Consider the following 13434-nt stretch of genomic DNA (forward strand, 5'->3'; position numbering starts at 1 on the left):
AGGCTCGACGGGTGGCCGCGCTCCTCATCACGCTTCTCCTGCTCAACGCCGTCTTCAACCTCGTCACCTGACCGACCGCGCAAGCGTCGCCGGGTGCGCCCGCGCGTCCGCACGCGCGCACCGCGCGACGCACTACCGTGGGACGCATGCACGGCACTCTCGCGCTCCTCACGGCCTGGCTGCCCCGCCAACGCTGGTTCGCCGGCACCGCCGCCTGTCCCCGGCTTCGGGTGCTCGCCGACCGCGAACTCGCCACGGATGACCCGGCGGTGCGTGTCCGGCTGCTCGTGCTCGTCGACGAGGCGCCGGAGCCTCGTGTCGTCTACCAAGTGCCCCTCGTCGAGCGGGCGACGGCCGGCGTCGCCGCCGCCGGTGAAGGGTTCATCGGGCTGCGGGAGGACGGTGTGGCGCTCATCGACGGACCGCACGACCCGGCTTTCACCGCGGCGCTGCTGAGTCTCGTCGCGCCCGCGGCACCGCCCTCGACCGCCGAGGTGCTCCGCGGCGAGCAGTCGAACACGTCGATCATCTTCCGCGCCGTCGATCCCGCCGCCACCCCCGACCGCACGCCCGTCATCTGCAAGGTGTTCCGGGTGCTGCACCCCGGGCTGAACCCCGACATCGAACTGCAGAGCGCGCTCTCCGCCGCGGGCTCGACGCACGTGCCCCGCGTCGTCGGACGGCTCGACGGTTCGTGGCGCGACCCCGATTTCGCCGCGGAGCAGGCGGACGCACCGAACACCCTGGACGCCCCGGATGCCGCCCTACACGGGTCGCTCGCCTTCGCGCAGGAGTTCTACCCGGGTGTCGAGGACGCCTGGCGCGTGGCCCTCCGCGCCGCGCGCGGCGGCGTCGACTTCGCCGACGCGGCGGATGCCCTGGGGCGCGCCACGGCCGACGTGCACCTCGACCTCGCCCGGCTCTTCCCGCACCCCGAGGCCACACCCGATCAGCGCGCGACGCTCGTCGCCGCCTGGCATCGCCGCCTGCGGATCGCCCTCACCGAGGTTCCGCAGCTCGCGCCCTGGGCCGATGACATCCGCCACCGCTACACGGCAGCGGAGGCGGCGCCGTGGCCGCGCCTGCAGCGCGTGCACGGCGACTACCACCTCGGTCAGGTGCTGCAGGTGCCCGGCCGGGGCTGGGTGCTCCTCGACTTCGAGGGCGAGCCGATGCGCCCGATGGGCGAGCGCAGCGCGCCCGACCTCGCCCTCCGCGACGTCGCGGGGATGCTCCGCTCATTCGACTACGTCGAAGGATCCCTCACCCTCGCGCGCAGCCAGACCACCGGTCTCGACGCCGACGCGCGCGGGCTCGACGCGCAAGAGGACGCCGACGACGATCGTGCCCGAGCCTGGGCGGTCTCCGCACGCACCGCGTTCCTCGCCGGCTACCGCGCCGGCTCCGGTGCGTCGCCGGAAGGCGCACTGCTCGACGCCCTCGAACTCGACAAGGCCGTGTACGAGGCGATCTACGAGGCGCGCCACCGTCCAGCGTGGCTCCCGATTCCGCTCGCGGCTGTCGCCCGTCTCGCCACCCGCTGAGACGGTTCGACAGGCCGACGAGCGGGCCCGGCAGGCGAGAAGCGCCCGCCCGACGATTCACTCGTCGTCGAGCTCGGCCGCGTCCGCGGCATCCGCCGTCTCGTCGTCGACGTCGATCGTCTCGCCGTGCCAGTGCTCCCACCGCTCCATGAGCAGTCGGATCGCCGCCTCGAACCGCGTCGTGGCCGCGCCCGGCGTCGTGTCGCCGAAGTAGCGGCGCACCCACCCCTCCAGCGCAGCCACCGCCGCCGGATCGCCCTGCAGTCGGGCGGCCTCGTCGACGATGCGCGGGGCCTGGTCGGCCGTCAGCCACTCCGCTTCCGACAGGTAGCCGTGCGTGTCGATGAGCGCCTCGGGGTCGACGGGACGGGTGACCATCAGCGGCTTGTCCGCCGCGAGCCGGTCGTAGACCATCGCCGAGATGTCGACGACGGCGACGTCGGCCGCGGCCAGCTGCCAGCCGAGCTCGGGTCCGGCGTCGTAGACGTGGTGCCCCGTGGCATCCGCCTCGTTCGCGGCGGCGATCGCCGCGATGATGCGCGCGTTCGCCGCGCCGTACTCGGGGTCGACGACCCCCGAGCGCGGGTGCGGCCGATAGATGAGGCGATGCGAGCCCGAAGCCAGCAGCGCGCGCACGAGCGCCTCGCCGTGGGTGCGGATCGACCCGTAGTGCGCCGAGGGGCGGTCGCCCTCCCACGTCGGGGCGTAGAGCACGACCGTGCGCTCGTCGGGCGTGTACGGCAGGGCTCCGGCGTAGTAGTCGGCCTGCGGTCGGCCGATCTCGATCGCGCGCCGGTCGAGGTCGTAGTCCCACAGCACCCGCGACAGCCGTTCGCGCGCCGCGTCGCCCGCGATGAACGCGTAGTCGTAGGCCTTGAACTGGTTCGTGGTCATGTACATCTTGTCGGACTCGCCGTGGTTGATGAACACGTGCCAGCGGCGCCCGTACCGGAACATCTGGAAGTTGCGCGTGTTCTGGTTGACGTACAGCACGACGCGGATGTCCTGCCCGGCGACGTAGTCCTCGAGGTCGCGCACCGTGGGTACGAACGCGACCGGGAGCGCCCCGTCGGAGAGGAGCGCGCGCGCCCCGGTGGCGTTCCGCGCCAGCACGACGACCGGCCACGTGCGGGCCAGGTGCTCGAGCGGGCGATACCACTGCCGGATCTGGTACATGTTGACCTCGCCGTCGGCGAAGTAGACCGCGACCCGGTAATGGTCGGAGGGGGCGGGCCCCTGACGGCCAAGGCGTGCGCGCAGGTCGCGTGCGGCGGCGCGCCCGCGCACGGCCCGGCGCACGAGCGCGAGAGCCTTGCGGCCGTCGGAGATCAATCCCATCCGACCAGCCTAACCAGGGCGCCCGGCGCCGTCGTGACATGATCGACGGATGCACGTGCACACCCCCGGAGAGCGCGATGCCCCCGTTCCCGCCCCGGACGCGGGGGTGAGCTTCGTCATGCCCGTGCTCAACGAGGAGCGCTACCTCGAGGCCTCCGTCGCGAGCGTGCTCACCCAAGATGTCGACGGGCCATCCGAGCTGATCCTCGCCCTCGGCCCCTCCACCGACGGCACGGATGCGCTCGCCCGCCGCCTCGCCGCCGGCGATCCGCGGGTGCGACTGATCTCGAACCCCGACGCCGACATCCCGATCGGGCTGAACCGCGCCATCGCGGCATCCGCCTACCCCACGATCGTGCGGGTCGACGCGCACTCCGCGCTCGAACCCGGCTACACCCGCCGCGCCATGGCGACCCTCGCCCGCGTCCGTGCGGCGAACGTCGGCGGAGTCATGCGCGCGGAGGGTCGCACGCCGTTCCAGCGCGCCGTCGCGCGCGCGTACAACTCCCCCATCGGTCTCGGCGGCGGCGCGTACCACTCCGGCGGGTCGGACGGTCCGGCGGAGTCCGCCTACCTCGGCGTGATGCGACGCGCCGTGCTCGACGAGGTCGGCGGCTTCGACGAGTCGATCCGCCGCGGTGAGGACTGGGAGCTGAACCTCCGCATCCGCAGGGCGGGCTACCGCGTGTGGTTCGACCCCGATCTGGCGGTGGCGTACTGGCCGCGCGAGCGGTGGAGCCGCCTCGTGCGGCAGTTCCGCTCGACCGGCACGTGGCGCGGCGAGCTCGTGCGCCGGTACGGCCGCCGCAACTCGCTGCGTTTTTTCGCGCCGCCAGCCCTCGTGGTCGTGGTCGCGGTCGCCTTCGTCGTGGCGGTGCTGCAGCTCACCGGCGTGCTGCACGGCGTCTGGTCGGTCATCGCCTCGCTCGTCTACCTGCCGCTCGTCGCCTACCTCGCCGTCGTCATCGGCTACGCGGCCGGTGGGCGCGCGGGCCCGGGCATCCGCGAGCGGCTGTGGGCGCTTCTCGTCGTCCCCTCGATGCACCTCGCCTGGGGCACGGGTTTCCTCGGCGGTGCCGCGCGCGGCGCGCGCGAGAACGTCGACACCTCGCGTCTGCGGCGCAACACGCCGCTGCCCTGAGCGGCGGCACCGCGCGTCAGAGCGATGCCGCGTCCCTTGTCAGCGCGACGCGGCGCCCTGTCGTCAGCGGGTCGAGCCGTCGCGGTCGACGAAGCCCTGGTCGAGGATGCGCGCGACGACGCGCTCGGCGGCGTGGCCGTCGTCGCGCAGGTTGAACCGCGCGCGCCAGTGCGCGTAGTGGTCGACGTGGGCCGCCGGGATGCCCTCGTTCGCGAGCGCCGCGGTGAGCTCTTCCTGAGTCGTCGTCAGCGGCCCGGGGGCGTGCGCCACGAGATCGAAGTAGAACCCGCGCAGCTGCTCGCGGTAGTGCGCGAGGTCGGGCGTGAAGAAGAAGATCGGCTTGCCGGTCGCGGTGTAGTCGAACATCACCGACGAGTAGTCGGTGACCAGGGCATCCGCCACGACCAGTAGTTCGGACATGTCCGGGTACGCGGTGACGTCGATCACCCGGGTGCCCTGCGCGTCGCGGCCGGGGAGGATGGTGCGCGAATGCCCACGCACGAGCACGACCGCGCCGGTGTCGGCCGCGAGGCGCGCCGGGTCGAGGTCGTCGATCAGCTCGTCCCGATCGTCTCGCCACGTGGGGGCGTAGAGGATGACCCGCTCGGCAGGATCGATCCCGAGCGCCTGCCGGGTGGCCCGGCCGTCGCCGGTGCGGAGCACGTCGTTGCGAGGGTAGCCCTCCACCCACACCGGCCGCCGGAGGAACGCGTAGGCCTTCCGCATGATCCGTGCACCGTACGGGTTCTGCGCGAGCAGCACGTTCCACCGCCGGCTCTCTCGCACGACCGCCAGCGCGCGGCGCGGATCGAATCCGGGGCGGTGCAGGGCGAGGCGCTTGAGCGGAGTGCCGTGCCAGGTCTGCAGCACCACCTGGCCGGCGCGACGCTCGTAGCGGCGGCGCAGCCAGTCGTTGACGACGAGCAGCCGCGCCCCGCCGCGCGCACGCCACCACTGCGGGCTGCCCTCGATGACCGGCACCGCACCCTCGGGCACCTCGACCGACAGGTCGACGACGCTCCAGTACCGCGTGACGCCGGGGGCGACACGCGCGAGTTCGCGGTCGATCGCGCGCGGGTTGCAGCTCGCGTTGCGGCCGTAGAAGCTCTCGAAGAAGACCGCGTTCTCGAGTCCTCCCGGCCGCGTGGCGTACCGCCGTTCGAGGGCGGCCTGCCCCTCGCCCGAGTCGTAGGCGGGGTCGATCGGCGGGCGCACGGTCAGCATTCCGTCGTGCAGACTCACCCGCACGGTCGAGGTCATCGTCTCGCCGATCGTCGCCTCGACCGGCGCCTCCGCGCCGCCGTCGCCGGTGACGCGCAGCCGGTACTCGCCGCTCGGCAGCGGCAGGCGCGGTCCGCCCCACCGGGAGACCGCGAGCGGCAGTCGCGCGGTCCAGGTGACCCCGCGGCCGGTCAGTGCGCCGTCGACGCGGGCGCGGCGCCCCTCGAGCGTCACCGCCGTCGGGCGGGCGCCGGGCCCCGACAGGACGAGCACGGCGGTGGCGACATCGGTGTCGTCGATGCGGGCGGTGATGGTCATGAGACCCTCTCGGTCGGAGACAGCGCGTGCCGGATCGCCCGGTACACCCGCTCGGTGTTGCGGCCGTCGCGGAACGCGTGCACGCGCGCGCTCAACCGCTCGGCGCGGTGCGTGCGCTCGGCGCGGGCGCCGGGATCGGTCAGGACGCCCCTCAGCTGGTCGATGAGCGTCGCCCAGTCGTGCGCGGCGTCGTCACCCGCCACGTCGGCGTAGGTGCCGTAGAACCCGCGGCTGCGCTCGTAGGCGGCGAGGTCGGGGGCGTGGAAGAGTGTCGGCAGCGGAACGAGGGCGGCATCGAACGCGAGCGACGAGTAGTCGGTGATGAGCGCGTCGAACCCGGGCAGCAGTGGTGTGATGTCGGCGACGACGTCGCTGCCGAACGGGCGGATGCCTGCCGCAGACGCGGTGCCGGCCGCCGCTGCGCCGGCTGCCGCGCTCCCACCCGCCGCGCTCTCGCCGAGGTGGTGCGAGCGCACGAGCAGCAGCGCGCCGGTCTCGGCGAGCAGGGCCTGCAGCGCGGCGAGCTCCGTGCCGGTGGGCGGTGCCGGATCGGGCGCCCCGTCGCGCCACGTCGGCGCATACAGCACGACCGGGGCGGGTCCGGGGTCTTCGCCGAGCAGCGCGCCGATCCGGGCGCGGGCACGGGCACGGCGCTCGTCGGCGGCGCCCTGCGACAGGGTGTCGGTGCGCGGCTCCCCCGCGACGGGAACGCGGAGCGTGTCGAGCCCGAACGCCGACTCGAGGCGGCCTCGGACGATCTCCGATGCCGCCGGCAGCACGCGGATGCGTCCCTGCGTGCGCCGGTACAGGGCCGCGAGCACGCGGGCGACCGCACCCCGGGCGAACGGCACCGGACTCGCCGTCGTCACCGTGGCATCCAGCCCGATGCGCTTCAGCGGGATGCCGTGCCACAGCTGCACGACCACCCCGCCGGTCGCCGCATAGCGGTTCACGTCGCCGAACCCGTGCGTGATGACGATGACCCGCGCCCGGGCGGTCAGCCAGAATCCGCGGAGCGAGTGACGCCGCACGAAGGGGATGCCACGGGAGCGCGCGTCGGCGTCTTCGTCGGCGCTGCCGGTGAGCCAGATGGCCCGTTCACCGGCATCCGTCGCGTGCCGGTGCACCGCCAGAGCACCGTCGGCGACGCCCACCGCCGACCCGAACACCCACACGTCGCTCGTCCGCGGGATCACGAGGGTCGCCACGCGCCCGAGCAGGTAGAGCGGGATGCGCAGAAGCTTCCCGGCGTTGCCGGCGCCGAACGAGAAAGACGCCACCCCGCGAGCCTATCGCGGGGTGGCGTCCGTTCCGGCAGAGCGGATTACTGCGTGAGGGATCCGAGCGTGACCTCGGCCGAGATCGTCTTGCCGTCGCGCACGTAGACGATCGGCGCTGTGCTGCCGGCCGCCAGCGCGCGCACCTGCGCGATGAGGTCGGTCGCGTCGGTCACCGGGAAGCCGTTGAACGAGGTGACGACGTCACCCTTCTTCAGCCCCGCGGCGTCCGCCGGCCCGCCGCTCGTGACCTCGATGATGTAGGCACCGAGCATCGTCACGTTCGGCTGCGCGGCGGCGTCGCCGACCATCGCGCCGAGCAGGCCGTGGGTGGCCTTGCCGTTCTCGATGATCTCGTCGCTGATGCGCTTGACGATGACGGACGGGATCGAGAAGCCGACACCGATCGAGCCGGCCGGGCTCGACGAGCTCGACCCGCCCGTCGAGGCGATCGCGACGTTGATGCCGATGAGCTTGCCGTCGCCGTTGACCAGCGCGCCGCCGGAGTTGCCGGGATTGATGGCGGCGTCGGTCTGGATCACCGCGATCGAGATCGAGCGGGTCGCCGACTGCTGCTGACCCTGGCCGAAGTCGAACTGGAAGGGCGAGTCGCCCTGACCCTGCTGCGGCGAATCCTCCTGGCTGTCGCCCTCGGGCGCGGCCGACGAGGCGATCTGGATCGAGCGGTTCAGCGCGCTGACGATACCGGCCGTCACCGTGTTGGGCAGGCCGAGCGGCGCGCCGACGGCGACCGTCTGATCGCCCACGTTGAGCTTCGTCGAGTCGGCGAACTCGATCGGGGTGAGCCCCGACGCGTCGGTGAGCTTGATCACGGCCAGGTCGTAGGTCGGGTCGGTGCCGACGATCTCGGCGCTGTACACCTTGCCGTCGGAGGTGGTGACGGTGAGCTTCGCGTCAGCCGCCTCGCCGTCGAGCGTCACGACGTGCGTGTTCGTGACGACGTAGCCGTCGGCGGTCAGCACGACGCCCGATCCGGTGCCGCCCGACGAGCCGGACGAGACCGAGATGGTGACGACCGAGGGCACGACCTTCGCCGCGATCGCCGTCGTCTGGTTCACCGAGTCGGTGTTGTTCACGATGACCGTCGACGGGCTCGTGGTGCCGACCGTCTGCGACTGCGGGAAGAGGGATGCCCCGGCGGCGGCGGCGCCGATGCCCGCCGCACCGCCGACGAGGGCGGCCGCGACCATGATGCCGACGACCTTGCCCGCGCCGATCCGACCCGACGGCTGGCCCTGCGAGCCCTGGTCGGTGGCGGCGCCGTGCGCCGTGGCGGTCGCCGTGTGGTGCGGTGTGGTCGCCGCGTGCTGCGGGGCGGTCGTGGCGTTCGCGCCGTAGGGGTGGGCGCCGCCGTACTGCGCGGATGCCTCGGCGTCCGACGGCACGCGCGGCGCCGTGTACGGGGCCTGCGCGGCATAGCCGCCGTACGGCTGCTGCGCGCTCGGCGCGGGGGCCGCGTACCCCTGCGGGGCGGCGGCCGGGGTCGACGCGGGCGCCGGGGCTGCCGATCCCTCCGCCGGGGTCGTGGCCGCGGCATCCGCCGCCGGCTGCGCCGGCACGGGGGGACGCTGCGGCTCGTCGCCGGCGGAGCCGTGCGGTTCGTTCGAGGTGGGGACGTTCTCGCTCATCAGTGCTTCCTTCTTCCCAAGACACCCTCAGCATGACGCAGAATCCTGTGTGCTGCGTATGGCAGGGCCGCGCTCCTCATCCTAGGTGAGCCTATGATCGCGCCCAGGTCGGTGCAACCTCGGTGTGGCGCCCGTGCGGCGCCGGCGCGCGCCTGGCGTCTGACCGGGCCGGGACCCGGACCGATAGCCTGGGCGCGTGCGAGAGATCCCCGGCGCCTGGCGGCGCACCGCGCTCGGCGCGGGACTGCTCAGCCCTGGGCCGGCCGGTGTCGGCGAGGTGCCCGTCCCAACTGTCTTCGCCGAGATGACGGCCCTGGCGATCGCGACCGGCGCGGTGAACCTCGGGCAGGGCTTTCCCGACGAGGACCCACCCGCGGAGGTGCTCGCCGCCGCCCACGAGGCGATCTCGGCGGGCGCCAACCAGTACGCGCCCGGCCGCGGGGTGCCGACGCTCCTCGGCGCCATCGCTGACCACCAGCGACGCTTCTACGGCATCGGACTCGACCCCGAGCGCGAGGTGCTCGTCACCGCCGGGGCGACAGAAGCGCTCGCCGCGACGATCCTCGCCCTCGTCGCCTCGCCGGACGATGAAGTGGTCGTCTTCGAGCCCTATTACGACGCCTACGCCGCGTGCGTCGCGCTCGCCGGCGCGACCCTCGTGCCGGTGCCGCTGCGCTTCCCCGATTTCCAGCCCGACCTCGACGAACTCGCCCGCGCGGTGACCGACCGCACGCGCCTGATCATCGTGAACGATCCGCACAACCCGACGGGAGCGGTCTTCTCCCCCGAGGTGCGCGCCGAGATCGTGCGTCTCGCCGAACGTCACGACGCCTGGATCGTCACCGACGAGGTGTACGAGCACCTCGTGTTCGACGGCCCGCACGTGCCGATCGCGACCCTCCCCGGCGCCGCCGAGCGCACCGTGTCAATCTCGTCGGGCGGCAAGACCTTCCAGGCCACCGGTTGGAAGGTCGGCTGGGTGACCGGCCCCGCCGACCTCGTCGACGCCGTGCTCGCCGTGAAGCAGTTCCTCACCTATACCAACGCCACTCCCTTCCAGCACGCGGTCGCCGCGGGCCTCCGCCTGCCGGACGACTACTTCACCGGTATCGCCGCGACGCTGCGCGCCAAGCGGGACCTGCTGGCGGACGGGCTCCGGCACGCCGGATACACGGTGTCGCCGGCGGCCGGCACCTACTTCACCGTCGCCGACGCGTCGCACCGGCTGTCTCCCGGGCAGGATGCCGCGGATTTCTGTCGCGCGCTTCCCGCCCGCGTCGGCGTCGCCGCGATCCCACTGACGGCGTTCGCCTCGGCCGCGCACCGCTCGGAGTACGCCTCGCTCGTGCGGTTCGCCGCCTGCAAGCGCGTCGAGGTGATCGCGGAGGCGGCCGCGCGCCTCAGCCGGGGCTGAGCGGCACTCGATCCGGGCTGAGCCCGCAACCGAGCACCGCCGCGGGTCAGTCGATCGGCTCGACGCGGAACCGCCGCAGCGCCAGGGCGGGGTTCACGCGGCGCACGCGCTCGATCACCGCGGCATCCACGAACGCCACAGCGACGTCCGTCGCCGTGCCGACGCCCGCGAGCTCGACCCCCTGCGGGTCGACGATGAGGGATGCCCCCACCCCGAGCGGCGGCGGGTGATCGGCGCCCGCGACATACAGCGTGTTCTCGATCGCGCGGGCGTGCACGAGCGTGCGCCAGTGATGCTCCTTGAGAGGACCCCGCACCCACTCGGCCGCCGTGAGCACGACGTGGGCGCCGGCGTCGGCGAGCACGCGTGCCACCTCGGGGAAGCGCAGGTCGTAGCAGGTCATCAGCGCGAAGCGCAGTCCCCCGACCTCGAAGGTCTCCGGAACGGACGGCGTTCCCGCCTCGACCCAGTCCGACTCGCGCTGCCCGAACGCGTCGTACAGGTGCAGCTTGCGGTAGACCGCGCGCACCCCGTCGGCGCCCACGGCGACGACGGCGTTGCGCACCCGATCGCCCGCGCCGCGCTCGACGAGCCCCGCGACGACGACCGCGCCGTACCGGCTCGCGATCTCGCGCAGCCCGCGCGTGAAGTCGCCGTCGACGTCCTGCGCGTGCGCGCGGAGGGTGTCGTCGAAGGGGTCGACGAAGTAGCTCGCGTACTCGGGGAACAGCACGACCTCCGCCCCCCGCGCGACGGCGCGTGCGGTCAGCTCGTCGATCGCGGCGAGGTTGGCGCGCTCCTCGGCCGTCGGAGCGAACTGCGCCACCGCGACACCCACCGCGACACCCACCGCCGCGCCCGCCGACGCCTCGCCGCCGCTCATGCGTCCGCTCCCGTCGCACGGAGAATCAGCGGGATCACGAGCCACAGCACGGCGACGAGGACGATCGCCACGACCGCGACGATCACCGCGGCGGCGCCGCCGATCACGACGTCGAAGACGACGGCGACGACCCCGACCAGCAGCGCCGCGACCGTGGCGAGAGCCACGACCAGGGCGGCGTGGCCGTATAAGACGACGGTGCGCTTCTCCCGCCGCCCGAACAGCGCCCGGTGCAGCGCCACCGGGGCGAGCGCCACGATCGCGCTGAGCGTCGCGAGCACGAGGAGCACGAGGGAGAACACACGTTGACCGGTGGAGAGATCCGCGAAGGCGGGCTGGAAGGCCAGCGCCAACAGGAAGCCGGCGAGGATCTGCGTGCCGGTCTGCATGACCCGCAGCTCCTGCAGCGCCTCGGTCCAGTTGCGATCGGCCCGCTCGTTCGGGGTCTCGTCGCGTCCGTCGACGAGGTCGTCCACCGCCTCGACGGCGCGCTCGGAGGCATCCGGACTCATGCGCTCATCCTCCCCCGCGCCGATGGATGCCTGCAACGTGCGCGGAGCACTCCGAACCCGTGCTACGCTTACTTCTTGTGCCGCGGGGTGGAGCAGCTCGGTAGCTCGCTGGGCTCATAACCCAGAGGTCGCAGGTTCAAATCCTGTCCCCGCAACCAAAAAGTGCTGATAAACAGCGAGTTCTTGGATTCCTACGCAGGAGTCCAGAATGAAAAACTCGGCGAAATATCGGCGCAGTGGATCGTCTTACCGATTCTCTTCGTCTGCATGTGGTTATGCACTCGGGAAACCTCGACGCCGCTTGGCCCCACTTGCGCACTTGTGTCGCATGAACGACACCATGCGCCCATTCCCCGGCCTTGAACCGGTGCTGACCACCTCCGAACTGGCCGCGCATCTCGGTGTACCAGTCCAGACCATCCACGACCTGCGCCATGCCGGACGAGGACCGCACGGCTTCCGCATCGGCCGCGAATTGCGCTATCGCCTCTCCGAGATCCAAGACTGGATCACCGAGCTCGAGCGGTCAGACGAGCCTGCCCGCAGCGATGGCGGGAGTCCACGATGAGGGGCCGGGATCGCCTAGAGATCGGTACCTACGGCGACATCAACACCGTGCAGACACCAGCGGGCACCGTCCGCGCCGAGGCTCGCTACCGCGACTGGGACGGTGAGGTCAGAAAGGTCACCACCACCGCCGGCACGGCGCGGGCAGCCAAGCAAGCACTGCGGAAGAAGCTCGGGCAGCGCGGCACCGCCACCCGTTTCGGGACCACGCTCACGCCAGATAGCGCCGTGTCCGAGCTCGCAGCCGCATGGCTGGAGGACGTTCAGATGCGGGTCGATCTCGCACCGGGGACGAAGGACCTCTATCGCCGGGAACTTCGCAGCCTCATTCTTCCTACGTTCAAGAAGCTCCGACTGCGCGAGGTCACCACCGGGCGCGTCGACCACTTTCTCAAGACGCAGGCCACCGTCTCCTATGCCCACGCCCGGCACAGTCGTGTGGTGCTCTCGCTCATGTTCAACTTCGCACTCCGCCACGACGCCGTCCACCACAACCCCGTCGCCGGCACCACCCGGCTGAAGCAGCCCAAGACGGTTGTGAAGGCCCTGACCCTCGACGAGCTCGAACAGATCCGGGCAGCGGCGGCGCAATGGCGCACCGGGAAGTCGATGAGCGGGCCACGGCCTGACGGTCAGGTGCGTGATCTGATCGAGGTACTGATCGGCACCAGCGACCGCATCGGAGAGGCGCTCGCATTGCGCAAGTGCGATATCGACGACAGCCGCCGTGAGGAGGGCAAACCCATGCGGGTGACCGTGTGCGGCACTCTCGTCACGATCACAGGTAAGGGAACGTATCGACAGCAGTATCCGAAGACGGATGCCTCCAGGCGCACCCTGGAGGTTCCCGAGTTCTCTGCCGAGGTGATCCGGCGTCGCTTGGCACGCATCGAGGACGAGGGTGAAGAGCATTTGTTGTTCTTCACCCGCAACGGCACGCCGCTGACACCGAACAATGCGCGCCGTACGCTGCGCAAGATGCTCACCGACGCGGAGGTGAACCTCAAGGTCAGCCCGCACGCGTTCCGCCGAACCGGCGGAACGGTGATCGCCCGGGCAACCGACTCCCAGACCGCTGCCGACGCGCTCGGCAATAGCAAGGAGATCGCGGAGAAGCACTACATCGAGGTCGATGCCCCTGCGCCGAACCCGACGCCTGCGATCCACCTGGAAAGGCTCGCGCCCCGCAATTCTCACGCCTCGGCCGATGAGCCGTCTGAGGCTGCATGACTACCGGGCGGACGGGAATCGAGAAGCCGCTTCTACGTCTCAGCGACACAACCGGTGCGAAGGAGCACTCATCGCGCTGCGCCGATCCGCCCTCTCGCAGTCGTCCCATGCGCCCTGCCCTTCGGGAAAAGGCACTCGCGATACCCAGAATTCCCACACTAGATCGCTATGCCGTGTTCTCGGCCGACAACGCGTGCCACTGAGGTGAATTCTGGCGGGGTGCGTTGAGGGGACTGTCTGAATAACGGGCTCTGCGCATTCTGGGTGGGGTGAGGCGCTCGGGCGTGGCGTGACGGGGTGAGGTGGGTCGAGGCCCGGAGGATCGGTAGCGACCAAGCAA

Annotated in this window: 11 protein-coding genes and 1 tRNA gene; 6 read left to right on the top strand and 6 right to left on the bottom strand. The window is 71.8% G+C overall.

Annotation, left to right across the window (positions count from 1 at the left end; all coding sequences use genetic code 11):
* Window positions 1–146: 146 nt before the first annotated feature.
* Complete coding sequence (locus LOK55_RS13205) at window positions 147–1544, top strand: aminoglycoside phosphotransferase (RefSeq protein WP_229935732.1); 1398 nt, start codon at window positions 147–149, stop codon at window positions 1542–1544.
* 57 nt (window positions 1545–1601) lie between these two features.
* Here the strand turns inward: LOK55_RS13205 and LOK55_RS13210 are convergent, their stop codons facing one another.
* Window positions 1602–2882 carry a CDP-glycerol glycerophosphotransferase family protein gene (locus LOK55_RS13210; protein WP_229935733.1) on the bottom strand — a complete coding sequence of 427 codons (1281 nt, stop codon included), beginning with the start codon at window positions 2880–2882 and terminating at the stop codon, window positions 1602–1604.
* Between the two features lie 49 nt (window positions 2883–2931).
* Between LOK55_RS13210 and LOK55_RS13215 the strand changes: the two genes are divergently transcribed.
* Window positions 2932–4023 (top strand): glycosyltransferase family 2 protein, encoded by a 1092-nt coding sequence (locus LOK55_RS13215; protein ID WP_229935734.1) that lies wholly within the window; start codon window positions 2932–2934, stop codon window positions 4021–4023.
* 63 nt (window positions 4024–4086) lie between these two features.
* Here LOK55_RS13215 and LOK55_RS13220 read toward each other — a convergent pair whose 3' ends face one another.
* From LOK55_RS13220 to LOK55_RS13230, 3 genes are read right to left on the bottom strand one after another with little or no spacing between them, the layout of a single operon-like run.
* Window positions 4087–5562, bottom strand: a complete 1476-nt coding sequence (locus LOK55_RS13220) for a CDP-glycerol glycerophosphotransferase family protein (protein WP_229935735.1) — start codon at window positions 5560–5562, stop codon at window positions 4087–4089.
* Window positions 5559–6842 (bottom strand): CDP-glycerol glycerophosphotransferase family protein, encoded by a 1284-nt coding sequence (locus tag LOK55_RS13225; RefSeq protein WP_229935736.1) that lies wholly within the window; start codon window positions 6840–6842, stop codon window positions 5559–5561. The genes LOK55_RS13220 and LOK55_RS13225 overlap by 4 nt, the downstream gene beginning before the upstream one ends.
* Window positions 6843–6886: 44 nt before the next feature.
* Complete coding sequence (locus LOK55_RS13230; RefSeq protein ID WP_229935737.1) at window positions 6887–8488, bottom strand: S1C family serine protease; 1602 nt, start codon at window positions 8486–8488, stop codon at window positions 6887–6889.
* 196 nt (window positions 8489–8684) lie between these two features.
* Here LOK55_RS13230 and LOK55_RS13235 point away from each other — a divergent pair, with 196 nt between their 5' ends.
* A complete protein-coding gene (locus LOK55_RS13235; RefSeq protein ID WP_229935738.1) occupies window positions 8685–9902 on the top strand; it encodes an aminotransferase class I/II-fold pyridoxal phosphate-dependent enzyme in 1218 nt (405 codons plus the stop codon).
* A gap of 46 nt (window positions 9903–9948) precedes the next feature.
* Here the strand turns inward: LOK55_RS13235 and LOK55_RS13240 are convergent, their stop codons facing one another.
* Both LOK55_RS13240 and LOK55_RS13245 read right to left on the bottom strand, forming a co-directional pair.
* Window positions 9949–10785, bottom strand: a complete 837-nt coding sequence (locus tag LOK55_RS13240) for a carbon-nitrogen hydrolase family protein (protein ID WP_141379220.1) — start codon at window positions 10783–10785, stop codon at window positions 9949–9951.
* Complete coding sequence (locus tag LOK55_RS13245; protein WP_229935739.1) at window positions 10782–11297, bottom strand: DUF6328 family protein; 516 nt, start codon at window positions 11295–11297, stop codon at window positions 10782–10784. The genes LOK55_RS13240 and LOK55_RS13245 overlap by 4 nt, the downstream gene beginning before the upstream one ends.
* Before the next feature lie 81 nt (window positions 11298–11378).
* Here LOK55_RS13245 and LOK55_RS13250 point away from each other — a divergent pair.
* The 3 genes from LOK55_RS13250 (at window position 11379) to xerC (ending at window position 13094) form a co-directional block, all read left to right on the top strand.
* A tRNA-Met gene (locus LOK55_RS13250) sits at window positions 11379–11455 on the top strand.
* A gap of 170 nt (window positions 11456–11625) precedes the next feature.
* Window positions 11626–11865 carry a helix-turn-helix domain-containing protein gene (locus LOK55_RS13255; RefSeq protein WP_229935740.1) on the top strand — a complete coding sequence of 80 codons (240 nt, stop codon included), beginning with the start codon at window positions 11626–11628 and terminating at the stop codon, window positions 11863–11865.
* Window positions 11862–13094, top strand: a complete 1233-nt coding sequence (gene xerC, locus LOK55_RS13260; protein WP_229935741.1) for a tyrosine recombinase XerC — start codon at window positions 11862–11864, stop codon at window positions 13092–13094. The genes LOK55_RS13255 and xerC overlap by 4 nt, the downstream gene beginning before the upstream one ends.
* The last annotated feature ends 340 nt before the right edge of the window (window positions 13095–13434 follow it).

It is taken from the genome of Microbacterium sp. F2E (genome assembly GCF_020905435.1).
GTDB lineage: Bacteria > Actinomycetota > Actinomycetes > Actinomycetales > Microbacteriaceae > Microbacterium > Microbacterium lacticum.